Source organism: Mesorhizobium sp. GW821-FHT07A06 (assembly GCF_059419085.1).
Genome location: NZ_JBWKRC010000003.1, coordinates 158,622 through 179,357, shown reverse-complemented (window position 1 = coordinate 179,357; position 20,736 = coordinate 158,622). Strand labels below are relative to the sequence as shown.

21 protein-coding genes are annotated in these 20,736 nt (G+C 65.8%); 9 read left to right on the top strand and 12 right to left on the bottom strand.

Annotation, left to right across the window (positions count from 1 at the left end; translation table 11 throughout):
• Nucleotides 1–288 precede the first annotated feature (288 nt).
• The 8 genes from AC07SZ_RS11300 to tauA all read right to left on the bottom strand — a co-directional run bounded on the left by AC07SZ_RS11300 (nucleotide 289) and on the right by tauA (nucleotide 7,462).
• Nucleotides 289–1,086, bottom strand: coding sequence for an ATP-binding cassette domain-containing protein (locus AC07SZ_RS11300; protein WP_494914298.1), 798 nt, complete (start codon nucleotides 1,084–1,086; stop codon nucleotides 289–291).
• Between the two features lie 10 nt (nucleotides 1,087–1,096).
• Nucleotides 1,097–1,873, bottom strand: a complete 777-nt coding sequence (locus AC07SZ_RS11295) for an ABC transporter permease subunit (RefSeq protein ID WP_494914297.1) — start codon at nucleotides 1,871–1,873, stop codon at nucleotides 1,097–1,099.
• Nucleotides 1,870–3,033: an FMNH2-dependent alkanesulfonate monooxygenase gene (gene ssuD, locus AC07SZ_RS11290; protein WP_494914707.1), complete on the bottom strand. Its 1,164-nt coding sequence runs from the start codon at nucleotides 3,031–3,033 to the stop codon at nucleotides 1,870–1,872. The genes AC07SZ_RS11295 and ssuD overlap by 4 nt, the downstream gene beginning before the upstream one ends.
• 90 nt (nucleotides 3,034–3,123) lie before the next feature.
• Nucleotides 3,124–4,077: a sulfonate ABC transporter substrate-binding protein gene (locus tag AC07SZ_RS11285; protein ID WP_494914296.1), complete on the bottom strand. Its 954-nt coding sequence runs from the start codon at nucleotides 4,075–4,077 to the stop codon at nucleotides 3,124–3,126.
• Between the two features lie 371 nt (nucleotides 4,078–4,448).
• Complete coding sequence (locus tag AC07SZ_RS11280) at nucleotides 4,449–4,637, bottom strand: hypothetical protein (RefSeq protein ID WP_494914295.1); 189 nt, start codon at nucleotides 4,635–4,637, stop codon at nucleotides 4,449–4,451.
• 28 nt (nucleotides 4,638–4,665) lie between these two features.
• Nucleotides 4,666–5,526 carry an ABC transporter permease subunit gene (locus AC07SZ_RS11275; protein WP_172371584.1) on the bottom strand — a complete coding sequence of 287 codons (861 nt, stop codon included), beginning with the start codon at nucleotides 5,524–5,526 and terminating at the stop codon, nucleotides 4,666–4,668.
• A complete protein-coding gene (locus tag AC07SZ_RS11270) occupies nucleotides 5,523–6,296 on the bottom strand; it encodes a taurine ABC transporter ATP-binding protein (protein ID WP_494914294.1) in 774 nt (257 codons plus the stop codon). Before AC07SZ_RS11270 ends, AC07SZ_RS11275 begins: the two co-directional genes overlap by 4 nt.
• A gap of 152 nt (nucleotides 6,297–6,448) precedes the next feature.
• The gene (tauA, locus tag AC07SZ_RS11265) at nucleotides 6,449–7,462 is read right to left on the bottom strand and encodes a taurine ABC transporter substrate-binding protein (protein WP_056574181.1); all 1,014 of its coding nucleotides are present in this window, start codon (nucleotides 7,460–7,462) and stop codon (nucleotides 6,449–6,451) included.
• 583 nt (nucleotides 7,463–8,045) lie between these two features.
• On the opposite strand from tauA, the gene AC07SZ_RS11260 reads away from it, so the two are divergent.
• The 9 genes from AC07SZ_RS11260 to AC07SZ_RS11220 all read left to right on the top strand — a co-directional run bounded on the left by AC07SZ_RS11260 (nucleotide 8,046) and on the right by AC07SZ_RS11220 (nucleotide 17,807).
• The gene (locus AC07SZ_RS11260; protein ID WP_155772488.1) at nucleotides 8,046–8,198 is read left to right on the top strand and encodes a hypothetical protein; all 153 of its coding nucleotides are present in this window, start codon (nucleotides 8,046–8,048) and stop codon (nucleotides 8,196–8,198) included.
• A gap of 168 nt (nucleotides 8,199–8,366) precedes the next feature.
• A complete protein-coding gene (locus tag AC07SZ_RS11255) occupies nucleotides 8,367–8,843 on the top strand; it encodes an RrF2 family transcriptional regulator (RefSeq protein WP_172371587.1) in 477 nt (158 codons plus the stop codon).
• A gap of 25 nt (nucleotides 8,844–8,868) precedes the next feature.
• Nucleotides 8,869–10,212: an FAD/NAD(P)-binding protein gene (locus AC07SZ_RS11250; RefSeq protein ID WP_494914293.1), complete on the top strand. Its 1,344-nt coding sequence runs from the start codon at nucleotides 8,869–8,871 to the stop codon at nucleotides 10,210–10,212.
• Nucleotides 10,213–10,403: 191 nt separating this feature from the next.
• A complete protein-coding gene (locus tag AC07SZ_RS11245) occupies nucleotides 10,404–11,843 on the top strand; it encodes a pyridoxal-phosphate dependent enzyme (RefSeq protein WP_494914292.1) in 1,440 nt (479 codons plus the stop codon).
• A complete protein-coding gene (locus AC07SZ_RS11240) occupies nucleotides 11,840–13,021 on the top strand; it encodes a trans-sulfuration enzyme family protein (protein WP_494914291.1) in 1,182 nt (393 codons plus the stop codon). The genes AC07SZ_RS11245 and AC07SZ_RS11240 overlap by 4 nt, the downstream gene beginning before the upstream one ends.
• A gap of 215 nt (nucleotides 13,022–13,236) precedes the next feature.
• A complete protein-coding gene (locus AC07SZ_RS11235; RefSeq protein WP_056574201.1) occupies nucleotides 13,237–14,205 on the top strand; it encodes a GlxA family transcriptional regulator in 969 nt (322 codons plus the stop codon).
• A gap of 327 nt (nucleotides 14,206–14,532) precedes the next feature.
• Entirely contained in the window at nucleotides 14,533–15,837 is a 1,305-nt protein-coding gene (locus tag AC07SZ_RS11230) for a M24 family metallopeptidase (protein WP_172371594.1), read from the top strand.
• Between the two features lie 319 nt (nucleotides 15,838–16,156).
• A complete protein-coding gene (locus AC07SZ_RS11225) occupies nucleotides 16,157–16,837 on the top strand; it encodes an isochorismatase family protein (RefSeq protein WP_056576352.1) in 681 nt (226 codons plus the stop codon).
• 19 nt (nucleotides 16,838–16,856) lie between these two features.
• Entirely contained in the window at nucleotides 16,857–17,807 is a 951-nt protein-coding gene (locus AC07SZ_RS11220; RefSeq protein WP_494914290.1) for an alpha/beta hydrolase, read from the top strand.
• 2 nt (nucleotides 17,808–17,809) lie between these two features.
• Here AC07SZ_RS11220 and dnaQ read toward each other — a convergent pair whose 3' ends face one another.
• The 4 genes from dnaQ to AC07SZ_RS11200 form a co-directional block, all read right to left on the bottom strand.
• Nucleotides 17,810–18,538, bottom strand: a complete 729-nt coding sequence (dnaQ, locus tag AC07SZ_RS11215) for a DNA polymerase III subunit epsilon (protein WP_056574212.1) — start codon at nucleotides 18,536–18,538, stop codon at nucleotides 17,810–17,812.
• A 96-nt stretch (nucleotides 18,539–18,634) separates the two neighbouring features.
• Nucleotides 18,635–19,222 (bottom strand): dephospho-CoA kinase, encoded by a 588-nt coding sequence (coaE, locus tag AC07SZ_RS11210; protein WP_172371600.1) that lies wholly within the window; start codon nucleotides 19,220–19,222, stop codon nucleotides 18,635–18,637.
• A complete protein-coding gene (locus AC07SZ_RS11205) occupies nucleotides 19,219–20,061 on the bottom strand; it encodes a shikimate dehydrogenase (RefSeq protein WP_494914289.1) in 843 nt (280 codons plus the stop codon). The genes coaE and AC07SZ_RS11205 overlap by 4 nt, the downstream gene beginning before the upstream one ends.
• Nucleotides 20,054–20,653: a Maf-like protein gene (locus AC07SZ_RS11200; protein WP_494914288.1), complete on the bottom strand. Its 600-nt coding sequence runs from the start codon at nucleotides 20,651–20,653 to the stop codon at nucleotides 20,054–20,056. Before AC07SZ_RS11200 ends, AC07SZ_RS11205 begins: the two co-directional genes overlap by 8 nt.
• Nucleotides 20,654–20,736: the final 83 nt, after the last annotated feature.

The following is a 20,736-nucleotide window of genomic DNA, read 5'->3' as shown; positions in this document are numbered from 1 at the left end:
TGGCGGTAAGGTCGACCCCCACTCCGTCGAGCTGCGCTCGACACCTTTCCCCCGATCGACGGGGGAGAGGAAAGACGCGAGCTTTTGCCGGCTGGCTCCCTTCCTCTCCCTCGGGAGGGGGGAGAGGTGGCGCGGCAAAGCCGCGACGGAGTGGGGGAAGCCGCTCGTCAATCGCGTAACCGCAAGACAGCCCTAGCCCGGTGAGCAAGAAAACTGTCACCCGTGCCGTCGGGCCATTCTGTTACCTATTTATCCGGTTCAGACAGAATGCCCCGCCGCAAGACTACCCTAGCCGAACAGCCGGTCCAGGATCGTGCCTTCGAGGCGGGCGAGCTCGGCGGAACCGCGCCGCCGCGGCCTTTCCACCGGCACCTCCAGATCGAGCGCGATCTTGCCGGCGCTGATCACCACCACCCGGTCAGCGAGCGCGACCGCTTCGGCGACGTCGTGCGTGACCAGCACGGCGGTGAATTTCTGGGCGAGCCAGATGCGCTCCAGCAATTGCTGCATCTCGATGCGGGTCAGCGCGTCGAGCGCGCCGAGCGGCTCGTCGAGCGCCAGGATCTGCGGGTGGCCGACCAATGCGCGGGCCAGCGCCACGCGCTGCTTCTGGCCGCCGGACAGCACCGAGGGCCATTCACCGGCGCGGTCGGCGAGGCCAACCTCGGCGAGGATATCGAGCGCGCGTTGCCTGGCGTCCGCGCCGGCAGCGATGCCGTTCAGCCCGACCTCGACATTTTTCACCACGCTGGCCCAGGGCAGCAGACGCGGCTCCTGAAACATGAAACGGGTGCGGCTGTGACCCTCTTCCCCGGCTCCAAGCGTCAGCGATCCCGATGTCGGGCGGTCGAGCCCCGCCAGCAACCGGAGCAGCGTGCTCTTGCCGCAGCCGCTCTTGCCGATGACGGCAACGAACTGCCCGGCCGGCACTTCGAGGTCGATGCCGTCGAGCACGGTCTTGTCGCCGAAGCGCTTTCCCACGCCCTTGAAGGCGAAGGCGCGCCGTCCTTCGACCGCCATGGCCGGTCGCGCCGGCGCCGGCGTGGCGACGAAGGATCGGGCGGCGGTCAGGCTGGCGGCGGTCATGGACAGCATCTCATCCGTTCTGGAAGGCCGGATGCCAGCCGAGCGACAGCCGCTCGAGCAGGCGGGCGAGGCTGTCGGCGAGCTTGCCGAGCAGCGCGTAGATCAGGATCGACAGCACGACGACATCGATCAGCAGGAATTCGCGCGCCTGCATGGCCATGTAGCCGAGGCCGGAACTGGCCGAGATGGTTTCGGCGACGATCAGTGTCAGCCACATGATGCCGAGCGCGTAGCGCAGGCCGACGAAGATCGCCGGCAGCGCGCCCGGCAGGATGACGCGAAAGAACAGCGCGCGCCGGTCCATGCCGTAGACGCGGCCCATCTCGACCAGCTGCGGGTCGACGCCCTGGATGCCGAGCAGCGTGTTGACGTAGATCGGAAAGAACACGCCAAGCGCCACCAGGAACAGTTTTGCCTCCTCGTCGATGCCGAACCACAGGATGACGAGCGGGATCAGCGCCAGATGCGGAATGTTGCGGATCATCTGCAGCGTGGTGTCGGTCAGGCCGCGGCTGAGCCGCGACAGGCCGTTGGCGAGGCCGAGCGCGAAGCCGATCGAGCCGCCGATGGCAAAGCCGCCAAGCGCGCGCGCCGTGGAAACACCGATGTTGCGGATCAGTTCACCCGAAAGCGTCAGCCGCCAGAAGGCCTCGGCAACGGCGCTTGGCGCCGGCAGCACATTGGCCGGCATGACGCCCGCGCGCGACGCAGCTTCCCAGCCAGCAATCACCAGCATCGGCAACACCCAGCCGATGGCGTTTGCGTGGAGGCGCGCGGATAGGCTCATGAAGAGGCCTGCAGGCGGACGGCACCGTGGAAGCCGACCGAGAATTCATTGGCAATGTCCTGGTGCGCCCGCTGCCGCCTGGTGCCAAGCCCGAGACGTGGGAACAGCAGCTCGGCGACGCGGTAGGCTTCTTCCAGATGCGGGTAACCGGAACCGATGATGGTATCGATGCCGATCGCCTGGTATTCGCGGATGCGCTCGGCGACCTGCTCGGGCGTGCCGACCAGCGCGGTGCCGGCGCCGCCGCGCACCAGGCCGACGCCCGCCCACAGATTGGGGGAGACGACCAGCTTGTCACGGCGGCCGCCATGCAGCTCGGCCATGCGGCGCTGGCCGACCGAGTCCATCTGGTTGAGGAAGCGCGCCTGCGCATTCTCGATCTGGGCGTCGGTGACATGGCTGATCAGCCGGTCGGCGGCGCGCCAGGCCTCGTCCTCGGTTTCGCGCACGATGAAATGCAGCCGGATGCCTAAACGCAGTTTCCTGCCGCGCAGGGCCGCCTTCGCGCGCGCCGAGGCCAGCTTCTCGGCCACCTGTGCCGGCGGTTCGCCCCAGGTCAGGTACATGTCGACGAGGTCGGCGGCGAGATCCTGGCCGGCGTCGGACGAGCCGCCGAAATAGAGCGGCGGCCGTTCCTGCAACGGCAAGAGGTCGAGTCGACCATTCTCGACGCGGTAGTATTTGCCGTCGAAGTTGACGCGCTCGCCGGATACCAGGCCGCGCCAGATGGTGAGGAATTCCCGCGCCTGGGCGTAGCGCTCGTCATGCGGGAGGAAGACGCCGTCGCCGGCGAGCTCGGTCGGATTGCCGCCGACCACCACATTGAGCAACAGCCGGCCATTGCTCAGCCGGTCGAGTGCCGCGGTCTGGCGCGCGGCGAAGGTCGGCAGCGTCACACCGGGCCGCAAGGCGACCAGGAATTTGAGTTTCTCGGTGAGCGTCGCAAGTCCTGTCGCGGTGATCCAGGAATCCTCGCAATTCTGACCGGTCGGCAACAGCACGCCGGGAAAGCCGAGCCGGTCGACCGCCTGCGCGATCTCCTTGAAATACCCGAACTCCGGCGGCCGCTGCTGTTGCTCGGAACCAAGATATGAGCCGTCGCCATGGGTCGGGATGAACCAGAAGAAATCGAGCGGCGCGGTGCCGGCCGGCGTGGTCATGTCTGGCGCGGTCACGGGCGGATCTCCTGAAGATATCAGCGGAAACGACAAAGGCGCCGGACGTTTCCGCCCGGCGCCATGCGAGAAAAATCAGTTGCCCGGCGCGGTCCACACCGCGTCGGAGATGCGGACCGCCTTCGGGATCAGGCCGAGCTTGTAGAAGCGGTCGGCTGTCGCCTGCTGGCCGGCGGTGATCTCGTCGGTGATCGGAAAGATGCCGAATTTTGTGCGGTTGGCGGCAATGGTCTGTGCGTCGAGCGGCACGCCGGTCACCTCATGCAGCGCCTCGGCCACCTTGTCGCGGTTCTGGTCCGCCCATTTCGCCGCCTCGCCGAGGGCGGCGATCGTCGTGGTAACGATCTCGGGATGCGCCTTGGCGAAATCCTTGTTGGCGAGGAAATAGGTGTTGACCTTGAGCACGTCGCTGGAGCGGGCCAGAACACGCGGCTGATAACGCGTTTCGGCGATGGCGAAGAAGGGATCCCAGACCGCCCAGGCATCGATCTGGTCGCTGGCAAAGGCGGCGGCGGCATCGGCGGGGCTGAGATAGACCGGCGTGATCTGATCGAAGGGGATACCTGCCTTTTCCAGCGCGACGACCAGCAGATTATGCGCGCTGGTGCCCTTGCCGACGCCGACGCGCTTGCCCTTGAGATCGGCGACCGACTGGACCTGCGACGCCGGCTTGACGAAGATCGCCTCGCCGTCGCCATTGGACGGCAGCGCCGCCGCGTAGACAATGTTGGCGCCCGCCGACTGGCCGAAGATCGGCGGCGCGTCGCCGGTCCAGCCGGCGTCAATGGCGCCGACATTGAGCGCCTCGACCAGCGGCGGGCCAGCGGTGAATTCGACCCACTTGACGGTGACGCCCTTGTCGCCCAGCGCCTTTTCGATGACCTGCTGCTGCCGGGCGATCACCGGCAGGCCGGTTTTCTGATAGCCGATGCTGAACTGCTTCAGCTCCTGCGCCGCGGCGCCGAACGACAGGGCAACCGTCGCGGCCACAAGGCCGATGCCGAAAGCGCGCCTCGTCAAATTGAACATGATCCCTCTCCTTCGCTGTGGATCGGCGCCGGGAGCATGTCCTCGCCGGTTGGAAGAGAGATAAGGCTAGGTAGTTCTATAAATTTAGTAGAGGAACGATTTTGCGAGATGAGGCTGGAGGGCGGAATGGTTTTTCAGCCGCTTGGTCAATCGGCGGCGGCCGTTGCTAGCCTCTTTCTCCCCGTGAACGGGGAGAAATGCCCGGCAGGGCAATGAGGGGCAGCGCCGGCATTGGACTGGTAGCCTGCAGCATTAAATCGGACCTGTGTTCGCCGGACTCGATTGCACACCTGGGTCTGCGCCGCCCCTCACCTGCCTGCCGGCATCCCCCGTAAACGGGGCGAGGGGCGCTCTGTCCATGGTCTCGCCAGTCACTGCGACCAGTACTGCCAGGCCCAGTAGAAGCTCTCGTCGCGCGGCGGCAGGCGGTCACGCCCGGCCTGGAACGGGACTGGCGCCGGCGATGGAGGGTTGTCCTCCTTCGTCGCCTTGCGGTCGGAGGCAAGGCCCAGCAGCCAGCTGCCGAAATGGGCGAACAGCACGGCGGTGGAATGGGTCATGGTCATTCTCTCCTGCACTTGCGGTTGGTCACTCCCGTCCCGCCCACGGGACGAGCGCGCGCTCGATCCTGCGGATGGTGAATTCGAGTACGAAGGCGATGACCGCGATCACCAGAATGCCCATGATCACCACGTCGGTGACCAGGAACTGGGCCGCGGACTGGATCATGAAGCCAAGACCCCGCGTCGCCGCGACCAGTTCGGCGGCGACCAACGTCGACCAGCCGGCGCCGAGCGCGATGCGCAGGCCGGTCAGGATCGAGGGCAGCGCGCTGGGCAGGATCACGTGGCGGACCACCTGGCGCTTTGTGGCGCCAAGCGAACGCGCCGCGTTGACGCGCTCCTGCGAGACGCCGCGAACGCCCGACGCCGTTGACAATGCCACCGGCGCCAGCATGGCGATGGCGATCACCAGGATCTTCGACGGCTCGCCTATGCCGAACCAGATGATGACCAGCGGCAAATAGGCGAGCGGCGGGATCGGCCGCAGGAATTCCAGCAGCGGATCGAAGATGCCGCGGCCGACGGTGCTGATGCCGATGGCGAGACCCACCGGGACGCCGACGAGGATGGCCGCGACGAGTGCCGCAAACACGCGGCCCAGGCTGGCGACGACATGCTGCAGCAGCGTCGCGTCGACGAAGCCATCCCTGATGACGACGATGAATTTGTTCCAGACGGCGACTGGCGAGGGCAGGAACACCGGCGACACCAGTTGCAGGCGGGCCGACAGCGCCCACGCCGCCAGCACCACCAGTATGGTGACCGCGCTGATCATGCGGGCCGAAACGCCCTTGCGTTTCGGGCTTGGCCGCGACCACGGCACCGACAGGCCGTCGGCCTCTTCGGTCCTCGAGCCGGGTCGTTCGGTGTAGGAGGAGATGGTCATGCCGCCTCTCCCTCGAAGATCGCGTCGGTCAGTTCGCCGCGTGCCGCGGCGAAGGCGGGATCGGCCTTGATCGCGCGGATGGCCTCGCCCGAGGCGTAGCGCCTGGAGAAGCCGGGTTCGAAGGTGCGCACCACGCGGCCGGGGCCGGGCGCCAGCACGACGATGCGGGTGGCGAGCACCAGCGCCTCCTCGATGCCGTGGGTGACCATGAGCACGCCGGCATGGCTTGCCGTCCAGAGGTCGAGCAGCGTCGTCTGCATGCGCTCGCGCGTCAGCGCATCGAGCGCGCCGAGCGGCTCGTCGAGCAGCAGGAATTGCGGCTCGGCGGCGAGCGCGCGGGCAAGGCCGACACGCTGGCGCATGCCGCCGGACAGCTCCCAGATGCGCTTGTCGCCGGCATCGGTGAGTTTGACCAGCGCCAAAAGCTCGTCGGCGCGGCGCGCCCGCTCGTCGGGCCTGACACCGCGCAGGCGCAGCGCGAAGGCAACGTTCTCGCGCGCCGTCAGCCACGGAAACAGCGCGTCGTTCTGGAACACCACGGCGCGATCCGAACCAGGTGCCGTGATCGGCTGGCCGTTGATCGTGGCCGTGCCGCGCGCCGGCGCGACGAGGCCGGCGGCGACATTGAGCAGCGAGGTCTTGCCGCAGCCGGAGCGGCCGACAAGGACGACGAAATCATCCTTGGCGATGTCGATCGACACCCGTTCGACGGCGGGTGCCGGCTGGCCCTCGTAGTGGATCGAGACTTTGTCGAGCACGAGATGCGGCATGGGGCCCTCTTTGAGGAAATCCGACTGCCCCGGAACGGCTCCTGTCAGCAGGTCCGGGGCAGGCAGCACGCGGCGTCAGGGAAGGAGCGCGCGAGCCATTTGAGCGCCGCCGCATTGCCGCCAAGGCATGCGGGGACGCTTCAGCACTGGGCTCAGTTCGAGGCCAGCGCCTCGGTGACGTATTTCGATGTCACGTATTTCGAATAGTCCGGCAGCACGGCGTCGACCTTGCCCTGTTCCTTGAGGAAGGCGGAGGCCGCCGCGACCGCCTTGACCGTGCCGCCGCCGAGGAACTTGTCGGAGGCCTGCTCCTCGAGCGTCGGGAAGACGTAGCCCTTCAGCAATTCGGGCACCTCTTCCAGCTTGGCGCCGGTGAGCTTGGCGATCTTTCCGGCCTGCGGCGAAGACACCGACCAGGCATCGGGCTTGGCGAGGTACTCGGCATAGGCGGCGCCCGTCACCTTGACGAAGTCGCGCACCGCTTCCGGGTTCTTCTCGGCAAAATCGGTACGCACGATCCAGGCGTCGAAGGTCGGCGCGCCCCAGGCGGCGACCTGCGAGGAATCCAGCACGACCTTGCCTGTCGTCTTGATCTGGCCGAGTGCCGGATCCCAGACATAGGCGGCATCGATGTCGCCGCGCGCGAAGGCGGCGGCGATTTCCGGCGGCCTGAGATTGAGGATCTGGACCGACTTCGGATCGACATTCTCATGCTTGAGCGCGGCAAGCAGGCTGTAATGCGTCGTCGAGACGAAGGGCACGGCGACCTTCTTGCCGGCGAGGTCGGCGACCTTCTCGATGCCGGCGCCGTTGCGGGCGACAAGCGCCTCGGACGGCCCGATCAGGCCGACGACGAAGATCGTCTGGATCGGCAGTTCGCGGCTGGCCGCCGCCGCCAGCGGGCTCGAACCGACATAGCCGATGTCGACCGAGCCGGAAGCGACCGCGGCGATGACATCGGCACCGGAATCGAACTTGCGCCAGTCGATCGTGGCCTTGGTGGCCTTTTCGTAAGTGCCATCGGCCTGCGGCACTTTGGAGGGTTCGACCACCGTCTGGTAGCCGATGGTGATCTTCAGGTCGTCGGCCAGGGCCGGGCCAAGGAAGGCGGCCCCGGCAAGGGCGGCCGACGACAGAAGGAGAATGCGTCGCGAAATGGTGGACATCAAAGGGCTCCATGAAAACAGAGAAAATCGGATCGCCCCATTATAGTCCGCTAATTCTATCGGCCTTGTAGAGTTAAATTGTTTCAACGAAGGCGGGGTTGTTGGAAAAAAGCTGTCGGTTGCGGAAGGCTGGAGCGCATAGGTCGGCTGTGGCCGCTCGCTGCTTCGATGACAGACCGCTGTAGGAGCAGGAATGGCGCTCCGCGAACCTTCCAACCTTAGTCATTTATGGCGGAGCAAGGAGCGAAGCGACGCGGCGCAGACCCTAGGATCCATGCCGCGACATGTAAGCGTCGCCACGGTTCAGAACTCTGCACCGCTGCACTCTTCGATCAACGTCACGGAATGGATCCTCGGGTCTCCGCGACGCCGCTTCGCGGCTGCTCCGCCCGTGGATGACGAAGTTGTAGAGGCTCCGGCACTCGACTGCTTGTCTGTGCCGTTCACGCACGAATGATAAATTCTTACCCAGGCCAGCACCACGCAAATCCATGCCTCGAACGGCTACGGAATTGACAAGCCGTTCCGCGTGTTCGAGGGTAAGTATAGTATCCTTATCGACATGAGGGAATTGGAGGCGACGATGAGCGGGCACCCCACCACCATGATCGCTCGCGGCATTCGGCTGTCGATGTTGTGTGAGTCGGCGCGCGACACGGCTGTCTCGCCGGGAGCCATCCTGTCGCTTTGGGCGGTCGATGTGCATTTCTGTGCCCTTAATGGCACAAAAGCCTGACAAATGGCCTAAACGGCTTGAAAACAAAGCAAAATCAACAGTTCTCGGCTTGTATATCATGTCACTAGAATTTATGTGTCATGGATGCTTGGGCGCGGCGGGGAGGCACGCCAGGCGTTTCGCAACGGATGGCTTCAAGCCATCGCATGACAGAGAAACGTTCGGTTTATGCTCACCAAAAAAGGCAAGTACGGCCTCAAGGCGCTTGTACACCTCGCGCGGATGCCGGCCGGGCAGCTCGCTTTCGTCAACGACATCGCGACCGGCAACAACATCCCGAAGAAGTTTCTTGACGCCATCCTGGGCGAGCTGCGCAATGCCGGTTTCGTCCAGAGCCGCAAGGGCAAGGATGGCGGTTACCGTCTGGCTCGGCCCGCCGACGAGATCAAGGTCGGCCACGTCGTGCGCGTCCTTGACGGGCCGCTGGCCCCAATTCCCTGCGCCAGCCGCACACAATATCAGCGCTGCGAAGACTGCAACGAGGCGACATGCCAAGTCCGACATCTGATGCTGGAGGTCCGGCAGGCGATCGCCGAGGTGCTCGACCAGCGCAGCCTCGCCGAAATGCGCGATATCGGCCTCGACGAGCTTCCAGCCGCGAGGGAGATCCACGATCTTCCGATCGCGGTGAAGGTCCAGGCCTGACGCATCGCATACCGCGGGAACGCGCATGAGCGGGCGCGCCAATTCGATCATCATTGTCGGCGGCGGCGCCTCGGGCGTCGTGCTTGCCGCGCATCTCCTGAAATCGCCCAATTCGGATCTGCGTGTCACGCTGATCGAAAAGCGCCCGCATTTCGGCCAGGGCATCGCCTATTCGACGCTGCTGTCGGCGCACGTGCTGAATGTCAGCGCCGCCGGCATGAGCGCCTATGCCGACGACCCCGGCAATTTCTGGCGCTGGCTGCAGGCGCGCGGCCTTGTGAGCCAGGAGCAGACGCCACAGACACCATTCTACGCACCGCGCAGCATCTATGCCCGCTATCTCGGCGAGCTGCTCGACGAACTCGAAGCGCGCGAACAGCCGACCGGGCGGCTGCGCCTGATCCACGAGGAGAGCCTGTCGATCACGCCGACCCCATCCGGCGTCGAGGTGGCGCTCGCCAACGGCACCAGCGTCGTCGCCCATCTGGCCATACTCGCCACCGGCCATGACGAACAGCCGGCGCAAGGCCATGCGATCCGCATGGGCTCGGAAGCCGATACAGCGCTCGATCCGCACAGCCCCGTGATGGTGCTGGGCACCGGCCTCAGCATGGTGGACGCGTTCCTGGCGCTGGAACAGCGCGGCCACACCGGCAAGATCATCGCGGTTTCCCGGCGCGGCCTGCTGCCGTCGCCGCATCGCAAGGGCAATCCGATCAAGCTCGACGTCGCCGACATCCCGCTCGGCACCCAGCTTTCCTATTTCGTCGGCTGGTTCCGCGACCTGATCCGCGAGAACCAGAAGGCCGGCATCGACTGGCGCGACGTGGTCGACGGCCTGCGCCCCTTCAACCAGAAGATCTGGCAGAACTGGCCGGCTTCCGCCAAGCGCCGCTTCGTCGAGCACACCAAGGCCTGGTGGGACATCCACCGCCATCGCATGGCGCCGGAAGTCTACGCCAAGGTGACCGAGGCCGTGCAATCCGGCCGCATCCGGCTTGTCGCCGGCCGCGTCGTCGGCATCGTGCCGGGGGAGACTTTCACCGTCGACGTCCAGTCGCGCCACAGCCAGCTTGTCGAGACTTTCGAGGTTGCTCGTATCTATGATTGCTCGGGCATCGTGCGTGACATTTCGACCTCGTCGAACAGCGTGGTGCGCTCGCTGGTCGACCGCGGGCTCGCGCGGCCGGACCCGATGCGCATCGGCCTCGACGTGTCGCCCAATTGCGAGATCATCGCCAGCGACGGCACGGTCTCGCGAAAGATCCTCGCCGTCGGCCCGCTGACGCGCGGCACCTTCTTCGAGATCGACGCCATCCCGGATATTCGCGTGCAGTGTGCAAGGCTGAGCAAGCAGTTGCTGGGGTGAATCGTTGGTGGGTTGCGCTCTGCGGCGCCCCTCTGGCCTGCCCCACCGACCGTGGCACAAACTGGAATTTCATTCCCCGTCTGGCCGGTTGATTGGCATGATCTATCTTCTTTCCGGCGACAAACGGCTGGAAAAGAGGCTACGCTGCCGCTCTGCCCCCCTAGGCGGTCGCTTGATCATGGAGCATCGAAATGAGCGAGCACAGGCAAGCCGCGTCGGACAATGCCGCCTCGGACAGCGCAACATCCCGGCTGCGCCCTCCCTATGCCTCGGTTCTCGACCTGATCGGCCAGACGCCGGTGGTCGAGCTGACCAAGTTCGACACCGGCAAATGCCGGCTGTTCATCAAGCTCGAAAGCCAGAATCCCGGCGGCTCGATCAAGGACCGCATCGCGCTGTCGATGATCGCCGCCGCCGAAAAGCAAGGCAAGCTCAGGCCGGGCGGCACCATCGTCGAGGCAACCGCGGGCAATACCGGCCTCGGCCTTGCCCAGGTCGGCATCCCCAAGGGCTACCGCATCGTGCTGGTCGTGCCCGACAAGATGTCGCGCGAAAAGATCCAGCATCTGCGCGCGCTGGGTGCGGAGGTGCGCATGACGCGCTCCGATGTCGGCAAGGGCCACCCCGAATATTACCAGGACATGGCCGAGAAAATCGCGGCGGAGGTGCCGGGCGCCTTCTACGCCAACCAGTTCGCCAATCCGGCCAACCCGCTGGCACATGAGACGACCACCGGCCCGGAGATCTTTTCGCAGCTCGACGGCAATGTCGACGCGGTTGTCGTCGGCGTCGGCTCGGGCGGCACGCTGACCGGGCTTGGCCGATATTTTGCCCAGGTGTCGCCGAAGACCGAAATGGTGCTGGCCGATCCGGTCGGCTCGGTGCTGGCGCCCTTGATCAAGACCGGCAAGATGGAAGAGGCCGGCAGCTGGACGGTGGAAGGCATAGGCGAGGATTTCGTGCCGCCCAATGCCGATTTGTCGCTGGTCAGGAAGGCCTATTCCATCACGGACAAGCAGAGCATGCTGGCGGTGCGCGATCTCCTGTCACGCGAAGGCATCCTGGCCGGCTCGTCGTCGGGCACGCTGTTGTCGGCCGCGCTGCGCTATTGCCGCGAGCAGACGGTGCCGAAGCGCGTCGTCACCTTCGTCTGCGACAGCGGCAACAAATACCTCTCCAAGGTGTTCGACGATTTCTGGCTGGCCGAGCAGGGCCTGGCCGAGCATGAGCAGCATGGCGACCTGCGCGACCTCGTCATGCGCTCGCACCGCACCGGCGACACGGTCTATGTCGGCCCGGACGAAAGCCTGCTCAACGCCTATGGCCGCATGCGCCGCTCGGATGTGTCGCAGCTGCCGGTGCTCGACAATGGCAAGCTCGTCGGCATCGTCGACGAGAGCGACATATTGGCCAAGGTCGACGGCCCCTATGACGGCCGCTGGGAGCGGTTCAACGGCCCCGTGCGCACGGCCATGACCTCCAATCTGCACACGCTGCAGGCCAGCCAGACGCTGGATGCGCTGCTGCCGGTGTTCGACCGCAACGAGGTCGCCATCATCTTCGACGGCGACGAGTTCGTCGGCCTGATAACCCGCATCGACCTGATCAACCATCTGAGGCGCGCCCGATGACCAAACACACCCCGCCAGCCGGCAAGAACCGCCTGGCCTTTTCGACGCGCACCATCCATGGCGGCCAGAGCCACGACCCGCTGACCGGCGCGGTGATGGTGCCGATCTACGCCACCTCGACCTACGGCCAGCAGTCACCCGGCGTGCACAAGGGTTTCGAATACGCGCGCAGCCAGAACCCCACCCGCTTTGCCTTCGAGCGCGCCGTGGCCGACCTCGAAAGCGGCACCGCCGCCTTCGCCTTCGCTTCAGGCCTGGCGGCGATCTCGACGGTGCTCGAACTGCTCGATAGCGGGGCCCATATCGTCGCCACCGACGACATCTATGGCGGCTCGTTCCGGCTGATGGAGCGGGTGCGCAAACGCTCGGCCAACCTGCAGGTCTCGTTCGTCGATTTCACAGACCTGGCGGCGGTCGAGGCCGCGATCCGGCCCGAAACGAAACTGCTGTGGGTCGAGACGCCGACCAACCCGCTGCTGCGCATCGTCGATCTCGAAGGCGTCGCGGCTCTCGCCAAACGCAAGGGCATCCTGTCGGTCGCCGACAACACCTTCTGCAGCCCCTATATCCAGCGGCCGCTGGAGCTCGGCATCGATATCGTCGTCCATTCGACGACCAAATATCTCAACGGCCATTCCGACATGGTCGGCGGCGTGGCGGTTGTCGGCGACAACAAGGATCTCGCCGCCCAGCTGAAATTCCTGCAGAACGCCATCGGCGCCATATCGGGCCCGTTCGACAGTTTTCTCGCCTTGCGTGGCCTGAAGACGCTGGCGCTCAGGATGGAGCGGCATTCCGACAACGGGCTGAAGATCGCGCAGTGGCTGGAAGCCCGCAAGGATGTGCGCCGGGTGATCTATCCCGGCCTCGCCAGCCATCCGCAGCACGCCATCGCCGTCCAGCAGATGCACGCCTTCGGCGGCATGATATCAGCCGTGCTCGACCGCGACCTGGCCGGCACCAAACGCTTCCTCGAACGCACGCAGCTGTTCACGCTCGCCGAAAGCCTTGGCGGCGTGGAAAGCCTGATCGAGCACCCCGCGCTGATGACGCATGGCTCCATTCCCACCGAGAAGCGCGAGGAGATCGGCATATCGGATTCACTGGTAAGGCTGTCGGCGGGGATCGAGGATGGCGATGATCTGATCGCCGATCTGGAGCAGGCGCTGGGGGGCTAGACCTATCGAGAGCCAAGGTCAGCGCCGCCCCTCATTGCCCTGCCGGGCATTTCTCCCCGTATAGTGACGGGGAGAAAGAGGCTGGCCGCAACGCCGTGCGATTGGCGAAACCATCGATGACAGCAGGCAGGTGAGGGGCGGCGCCAACGCTTCATGATATCGATCAGCCGCCGCCCGGTTGACCTCGCGCGCCATTCGCCCGAGATGTAGCGCCCATGGCGACGCGCGAACCCCAAAGGCCCACCGAGACTCTGACCTTCGCGGTGCTTGTATTCCCCGGCTTTCCGATGATGGCGTTCAGCTCCGTCATCGAGCCGTTGCGCGCCGCCAACATATTGGCGAAGCGGGAGTGCTACCGCTGGATCATAGTCGGCGGCACGAAAGGTGCGGTCGAGGCCTCGAACGGCGTCGTCATCCAGCCCGGTTTCTACGCCGAGGATGCGCCCAAGGTCGACCGCATAGTCGTATGCTCCGGGGGTGACGCCGATCATCTCGTCGCCGAAGACGCCGCCAACTGGATACGCCGCAGCCTGCGCAATGGCGCCCATATCGGCGCGGTGGCGGATGCGGCGTTCTTCCTGGCTCGGGCCGGCCTGCTCGACGGCCACGCCTGTACATTGCACTGGACCAGCCAGGCCGCCTTCACCGAGGCCTTCCCCAACATCGAGCTCAAGCGCGACCTCTACGTCATCGACCGCAAGCGCTTCACCTCGGCCGGCGGCGTCGGCAGCCTCGACATGATGCTGGAGATCATCACAAGGGATTACGGCGCCGAGCTTGCCGCCGGCGTCGCCGAATGGTTCGTGCACAGCCAGCTGCGCTCCAGCGTCGACCGCAAGCTGATGCCGCTGCGCCTGCGCACCGGCGTCCAGAACGAGCTGGTGCTGTCGGCGATCGCGATCATGGAGGATGCGGTGGAGGAGCGGCTCGGCATGGCCGAGCTCACCGCACGGCTCGGCGTGTCCTCCGACAAGCTCGAACGCTCCTTTCGCTCCGAACTCGCCATCTCGCCCAACGGCTATTACCGGCGCCTGCGGCTGAAACGCGCCGCCGACCTGCTGGCGCATTCGACGCTCGCGGTGCGCGACGTCGCGCTGGCCTGCGGCTTCGCTTCGATGTCGAGTTTTGCCCGGGCTTTCCGGGAAGAGCATGGACATCCGCCGAAACTCGCGAGGCGGCATTAGGGGCTATCTTCGTCATCCTAGGGCGGAGCGCCGCGAAGCGGCGTGGAGACCCTAGGATCCATGCCGCGACATCGGCCAAAATATGCAGCGGTCCAAGTGTCGTCCCCCGCGAGAATGCCTGGTTCTGAACCGCTTTAATGTAGCACAGACGCCCCGGCATGGATCCTCGGGTCTTCGCCGCGTCGCTTCGCTCCTTGCTCCGCCCGTGGATGACGAAGGCAGGCGTCAGCGGCATCCGGCACAACACACGCGGTTTTCCGCACAATCCTTCGGCCCCGCCTGCGCCATGCTCCCGGCCTAGCAAATCCACCCAAGGCCAGGCACCCCATGAGCATCGTCGTATTCGAACCAGACAGCACCGAGGACGTCGACTTCAAGGATCGCATGCGTCACCCGGCGGCGGCCGATCCGGCCGGCGGCATGTGGCTGTCCGATACGGAGCCATCCTTCATCGATGCCGACGCCTTGCGCAAAGGCCGGCTGGCTAAATTGCGCGGCTGGATGCGCGAGGCGGGCTATGGCGGCGTCGTGCTGTTCGACCCGTACAACCAGCGCTATGCCACCGGCTCGCGCAACATGTTCGGCTATTTCCTGCGCAACTCGACCCGCTATTTCTTCATCCCCACCGAAGGGCCGATCGTGCTTTTCGAATATCCGCAGAGCTACCATGTCTCGATGGTGCTCGACACGATCGACGAGGCGCGGCCTTCCAAGCTGGTCTGGTCGTCGGTCTCGGGCCGCGACGACGAAACCGCCGGACCCTTCGCCGACGAGATCGCCGAGCTTTTGAAGAAGCATGGCGGCGGCTCGATGAAGCTCGGGCTCGACCGCTGCAGCCATCTGCAGGCGCTGGCGCTGGAAAAGCGTGGCTGCGAGGTGCGGGATTGCCAGGGCGAGATCCTGGCCGTGCGCGCGGTGAAGACGCCGGAGGAGGTGAAATGCCTGCAGGTGTCGATGGCCGGCGCCGAGGCCGCGGTCTATGCGGTGCGCGAGGCCATCAGGCCCGGCGTCTCCGAAAACGACCTGTTCGCCATCATGTATGGCGAGGTCATCCGCCAGGGTGGCGAGTTCATCGAGACGCGGCTGCTGACGTCCGGCCAACGCACCAATCCCTGGTTCAACGAGGCCAGCGGGCGAAAAATCCGGCCGGGCGAGCTGCTGGCGCTCGATACCGACACGATCGGCTGCTACGGCTACTATTCCGATTTCTCGCGCACCTTCCGATGCGGACCCGGCAAGCCGACGCCCTACCAGAAGTCGCTCTACCGCATGGCGCACGACCAGGTTCAGCACAATATCTCGATCGTCAAACCCGGCATGGCGTTCCGCGAGATCGCCGAGAAGGCGTGGAAAATCCCCGACCGCTTCGTCGACCAGCGCTACACTTCGGTCATGCACGGCGTCGGCATGCATGGCGAGACGCCGTTCATCGCGCATGCCATGGATTACGAGACCTATGGCCGCGACGGCCATATCGTGCCAGGCATGGTGGTGAGCGTGGAAAGCTATATTGGCGAGAAGGGCGGCCGCGAGGGCGTCAAGCTGGAGGACGAGATCCTGATCACCGACACCGGGACGGAGCTTCTGTCGCGCTTCCCCTATGAGGATGAGTTTCTGGAGAAGCAGGTCTGATGGGGGGTCTCCGTCCGTTGGCAATCAGCGCGAATACCCATCCCTTCGTCATCCCAGGGCGGAGCAAGGAGCGCAGCGACGCGGCGCAGACCCTGGGATTCATGCCGGGACTCCAACGCGTCGCCACGGTCCTGAATTCTTCTCCGCTGCGCCCGTCAGAAAGGTCACGGTATGGATCCTCGGGTCACCGCGACGGTGCTTCGCTCCTGCTCCGCCCGTGGATGACGAAGGTGGGGAGGCGACGGCCAATCACCACCGGTTGCGCCAGCTCACTGAAAGGAGCGGCGGCGGCGGCCACACGAAGCCAAGGCGCCTCCGCATGAAAAGCCCCATCGCCATCAAGCGCGGCACCGTGGCCGCGGTCTTCATCGACCTGCAGGAGGAGCACCGGCAGGACCCGCGCTATCTGGTCGAGGGCTTCGCCGGCATCCTGGCCAATGTCCGGCGCCTGCAGGAAGCGGCGCGCGCCAACCACGTGCCGCTCCAGCATTGGGCCTATATCGTCGATCTCGACAAGCAGGACCGGCCCTTTCATCCCGTCGGCGCCGACGGCAAGTCGGCTTTCTCCGACAAGAGCGATCCGCTGACCGAAATCTGCCATGAGGTGGCGCCCGCCGATGGCGAGGCGCTGCTGATCAAGGCCGAGGCCAGCGCCTTTCGCACCGGTTCGGCCGCCGATAGACTCAAGGCGTCCGGTATCGAATGGCTGGTCATCGCCGGTGTGTGGACCGAGGCCTGTATCGACGCATCCGTAAAGGATGCGGTTGCGAAAGGTTTTCGCGTGCTGCTGGTCAAGGATGCCTGCGGCAGCGGCAGTGCGGCCATGCACCAGACCGGCATCCTCAACCTTGCCAACCGGCTTTATGGCGGCGCGGTCACCGACACGGACGGCGCCTGCCGGCTGCTGGCCGGCGAGGTGGTCTCCGCCTGGCAGGTCGAGGGCTCGGTGCCGCTGCGCTTCAGTTTCGACAACGCAGCCGCCCTCTACGCCGATCTGTGAACAGGTTGAGCAGACCGACATGACCGGCCGCGGCAAATATGAAACACGGCTCGATCCGGCGCTTTGGGCCTATATCGACAGCGTCAACGCCTGGTATCCGCCCGAGATCACCGGCCTGCCGATCGACAGGCAGCGCGCGGTCTATGACAGGATGTGCCGGGCCTTCCATCAAGGGCGCCCGGCAGGGGTCAAGGTCAGCGATGGCCTGGTCGCCGCGCCGGGCCACGGCATTCCGATCCGCCACTACCAGCCCGCCGGCAGCCCCGCGCGCGCCATGGTGCTCTATTTCCATGGCGGCGGCTTCATCCTTGGCGGGCTCGACAGCCATGACGACATCTGCGCCGAACTCTGCGCCGGCACCGGCTTCGACGTGCTGTCGGTCGACTACCGGCTGGCGCCCGAACATGTCCATCCCGCCGCCTTCGACGATGCGATGACCGCTTTCGCATGGGCAGCGGCCGCCACCGATCTGCCGATCGTGCTGTGCGGCGAGAGCGCCGGCGGCAATCTGGCCGCCGCGGTGGCGCACGCAACGCGCCGACACGCCCGGACCGCGATCGGCCAGGTTCTGATCTATCCCGGCCTTGGCGGCGACGAGAGCAAGGGTTCCTACGTCGAGCATGCCGAGGCGCCGCTGCTGTCCGTCGGCGACATCGCCTTCTACCGCGACGTCCGCTCGGCCAGGCGGCAAGCGCCTGACGATCCCACCTTCTCGCCGCTGCGCGACAGCGATTTTTCAGGCCTGCCGCCGACGGTGATCATCACGGCCGAATGCGACCCGCTGTCATCCGATGGCGAGACCTATCGCGACCGCATCCTGGCCGCCGGCGGCAAGGCATGGTGGCATGAGGAGAAGCGCCTGGTTCACAGTTTCCTGCGCGCCCGCACCACGATGCCCGCGGCCGCCGAGGCACTCGCGCGCATCATCGCGGCGGTTGGCGCACTGGGCCGGAGCGAATGGCCGTACTGAGGCTAGGACGACGTCGCGATATTCGCTTCGGGTGACGTCGCTTTCAGCCAGAGCGCCTTTTCGCCGAGCGTGGCGACCATGGCGGCGTGAGCGGCGCGATCGGCCTCGGTGAGGCGCGACGGCAATGGGGCCGGGCGTTGGGCGACGATGATTTCGATATGCCGGACATTTTCGCCGCCCCGCGCCGGCGCGGTCGAACTGTCGAGGATGAGGGCGGCCTGCTTGCCGCCGATCAGCTCGATATAGACCTCGGCCAGCAATTCGGAATCGAGAAGCGCGCCGTGCTTGGTGCGCTTCGTGTTGTCGATGCCGTAGCGCCGGCAGAGCGCGTCGAGCGAATTGGGACCCATCGGGTGCTTGCGGCGCGCCAGCGCCAGCGTATCGACGACGCGGCCGGGATCGACGACGGGATGACCGAGCCGGCCGAATTCGACATTGAGGAAGCCGATGTCGAAAGTGGCGTTGTGGGCGACCAGCTTGGCGCCGTCGGTGAAGGTCAGCCATTCCTCGGCGATTTCGGCAAAGGTCGGCTTGCCCGCGAGGTCGGCCGCGCTGATGCCGTGCACCGCTTGCGCTTCCTCATGGATCGCCCGGCCCTGCGGGTTGATGTAGTGGTGGAAGGTCCTGCCGGTCGGAAAACGGTTGACCAGTTCGACGCCGCCCAGCTCGATCACGCGGTCGTCGCGCGAATCAAGTCCGGTGGTTTCCGTGTCGAAGATGATCTCGCGCATCGAATCAGTCGCTCCAAAGGAGCAGAATCACGAGACCGGAACAAAATGGCAATGCCTCTTTTCCCTTCTCCCCTTGTGGGAGAAGGGAAGGAAGCGTCAGCGACACCCGATCAATTCCGCAATGATCGCATCGACCGCCGCCCGCGCTGCATCCAGCCCCTGGCCGGTGTCGATGATGAAATCCGCCAGCCGGCGCTTCTCCTCATCCGGCACCTGCTTGGCCAGTATGGCCGCCAGTTTCTCTTCCGTCATGCCCGGCCGCGCCAGCACGCGCTGGCGCTGCACTTCGGCGGTCGCGGTGACGACGACGACCTTGTCGACGCGGCCACGGCCGCCGGTTTCGAACAGCAGAGGAATGTCGAGCACGGCAATCGATTCGCCGGCGTTACGATGCTTGGCCAGGAACGCGTCGGCATCGGCGCGGACCAGCGGGTGGATGATGGCTTCCAGTTGCTTCAGCGCGGCGGCATCGCCAAGGACGCGCGCGCCAAGTTTTGCGCGATCGACCACGCCGCCACTCGTGGTGCCGGGAAAGGCGGCCTCCACCAAAGGCGCCGCCGCGCCCGAATAGAGGCGATGCACCGTCTCGTCGGAATCGTGGACCGGCACGCCGGCCTCGGCGAACATCTTCGCCGTCGTCGACTTGCCCATGCCGATCGAACCGGTGAGGCCGAGCACGATCATGGTTTCGGCACCAGATCGGCGACGATGAGCGCGCGCAGCTCGGCCGTGACCTGCGGCTTGACGCCGAACCAGTGTTCGAAGCCGGGCACGGCCTGGTTGAGCAGCATGCCGAGGCCATCGACCGTTCTCAGCCCCCTGGCGCGCGCGGCGGCAAGTAGCGGCGTTTCCAGCGGCACATAGACGAGGTCGGTGACGACGGCATGGTCCGGCAGCAAGGCGGAATCGGCGGAGAGGCCCTCATTGCCGACCATGCCGAGCGCGGTGGTGTTGACCAGCAGGCCGGCATCGGCCAGCAATTCGTCGGTCGCCGCCGTGCCGTGCGCCGAAACGCCGGCGCCGAAACGATCGCGCAATTCCTGTGCCCGGGCCAGCGTGCGGTTGACGATGCGGATATCGGCGACGCCACGCTGCTTCAGCGCCTGGATGACGGCGCGCGACGCGCCGCCGGCGCCAAGCACGACCGCGGGTCCGGTGTTCGCCCAGCCCGGCGCGTAGTCATCGAGGTTGGCGGCAAAGCCGTGGCCGTCGGTGTTGCCGCCCCACAGGACACCGTTCTCGACCCACAGCGTGTTGACGGCGCCGATCTCCTCGGCCGCCTGGTCGCGGCGGTGGACGAGGGCGAAGGCGGCTTCCTTGTGCGGGATGGTGACATTGCCGCCGCGAAACCCGTTTGCCTGCAATGTCGCGATGAATTCGGCAAAATCCCGCGGCGCCACGTCGATGGCCTCGTAGCTGCCATTGATGCCGTGCTTGGCCAGCCAGTGGCCGTGAATCTTCGGCGAGCGCGAATGCTTGATCGGATGGCCGGTGACGAAGGCCCTTTTCGTTGCCTCAGCCATCGATGGCTCCCAGTGTGCGCAGTTCCGCCAGCAGCGGCAAAAGCGGCAGGCCGACAATGGTGAAGTGGTCGCCCTCGATCTTCTCGAAAAGCTGGATGCCTTCACCTTCGATCTGATAGGCGCCGACACTGGACAGCGCCCTGGCGCCGACGCGGGCGAGGTGGCGGCCGATAAAGCCGGGGTCGAGCTTGCGCATGGTCATGGAGACGATACCGACATGGCGCCACAGCACCTTGCCGTCACGGACCAGCACCGCGGCGCTGTTGAGCTGATGCGTCCTGCCCGATAGCGCCAGGAGATGGCGGCGCGCACCCTCCATGTCGGCCGGCTTGTGGAACACCTCGTCGCCGAGCGACAAGGTCTGGTCGCAGCCAAGCACCAGCGCGCCGGGCCGGCGCTCGCTGACCTCGGTGGCCTTCGCCTCGGCCAGCACCAGGGCGACATCCTCGGGCGAAACCCCGCTGTCCTGCAACGGCGCCTCGAGCGCGCGCTCATCGACATCGGCGGGCACTGCCTCGATGTCGAGCCCGGCATTGACGAGCATCGCCTTGCGGAACGGACTGCCGGAGGCGAGGATGATTTTTTCGGTCATGGTTTGTGCCTGGATATTTGTGGTTGGGATGCTGGCTGAGTGGCGTGTATTCGACCGCCGCACCCCTTGGCCACCGTCACGGC

Bases quoted from the DNA above. Each gene is read 5' to 3' on its own strand.
- AC07SZ_RS11300 (WP_494914298.1), bottom strand. From the start codon at position 1,086: ATGACCGCCGCCAGCCTGACCGCCGCCCGATCCTTCGTCGCCACGCCG.
- AC07SZ_RS11295 (WP_494914297.1), bottom strand. From the start codon at position 1,873: ATGAGCCTATCCGCGCGCCTCCACGCAAACGCCATCGGCTGGGTGTTG.
- ssuD (WP_494914707.1), bottom strand. From the start codon at position 3,033: ATGACCACGCCGGCCGGCACCGCGCCGCTCGATTTCTTCTGGTTCATC.
- AC07SZ_RS11285 (WP_494914296.1), bottom strand. From the start codon at position 4,077: ATGTTCAATTTGACGAGGCGCGCTTTCGGCATCGGCCTTGTGGCCGCG.
- AC07SZ_RS11280 (WP_494914295.1), bottom strand. From the start codon at position 4,637: ATGACCCATTCCACCGCCGTGCTGTTCGCCCATTTCGGCAGCTGGCTG.
- AC07SZ_RS11275 (WP_172371584.1), bottom strand. From the start codon at position 5,526: ATGACCATCTCCTCCTACACCGAACGACCCGGCTCGAGGACCGAAGAG.
- AC07SZ_RS11270 (WP_494914294.1), bottom strand. From the start codon at position 6,296: ATGCCGCATCTCGTGCTCGACAAAGTCTCGATCCACTACGAGGGCCAG.
- tauA (WP_056574181.1), bottom strand. From the start codon at position 7,462: ATGTCCACCATTTCGCGACGCATTCTCCTTCTGTCGTCGGCCGCCCTT.
- AC07SZ_RS11260 (WP_155772488.1), top strand. From the start codon at position 8,046: ATGAGCGGGCACCCCACCACCATGATCGCTCGCGGCATTCGGCTGTCG.
- AC07SZ_RS11255 (WP_172371587.1), top strand. From the start codon at position 8,367: ATGCTCACCAAAAAAGGCAAGTACGGCCTCAAGGCGCTTGTACACCTC.
- AC07SZ_RS11250 (WP_494914293.1), top strand. From the start codon at position 8,869: ATGAGCGGGCGCGCCAATTCGATCATCATTGTCGGCGGCGGCGCCTCG.
- AC07SZ_RS11245 (WP_494914292.1), top strand. From the start codon at position 10,404: ATGAGCGAGCACAGGCAAGCCGCGTCGGACAATGCCGCCTCGGACAGC.
- AC07SZ_RS11240 (WP_494914291.1), top strand. From the start codon at position 11,840: ATGACCAAACACACCCCGCCAGCCGGCAAGAACCGCCTGGCCTTTTCG.
- AC07SZ_RS11235 (WP_056574201.1), top strand. From the start codon at position 13,237: ATGGCGACGCGCGAACCCCAAAGGCCCACCGAGACTCTGACCTTCGCG.
- AC07SZ_RS11230 (WP_172371594.1), top strand. From the start codon at position 14,533: ATGAGCATCGTCGTATTCGAACCAGACAGCACCGAGGACGTCGACTTC.
- AC07SZ_RS11225 (WP_056576352.1), top strand. From the start codon at position 16,157: ATGAAAAGCCCCATCGCCATCAAGCGCGGCACCGTGGCCGCGGTCTTC.
- AC07SZ_RS11220 (WP_494914290.1), top strand. From the start codon at position 16,857: ATGACCGGCCGCGGCAAATATGAAACACGGCTCGATCCGGCGCTTTGG.
- dnaQ (WP_056574212.1), bottom strand. From the start codon at position 18,538: ATGCGCGAGATCATCTTCGACACGGAAACCACCGGACTTGATTCGCGC.
- coaE (WP_172371600.1), bottom strand. From the start codon at position 19,222: ATGATCGTGCTCGGCCTCACCGGTTCGATCGGCATGGGCAAGTCGACG.
- AC07SZ_RS11205 (WP_494914289.1), bottom strand. From the start codon at position 20,061: ATGGCTGAGGCAACGAAAAGGGCCTTCGTCACCGGCCATCCGATCAAG.
- AC07SZ_RS11200 (WP_494914288.1), bottom strand. From the start codon at position 20,653: ATGACCGAAAAAATCATCCTCGCCTCCGGCAGTCCGTTCCGCAAGGCG.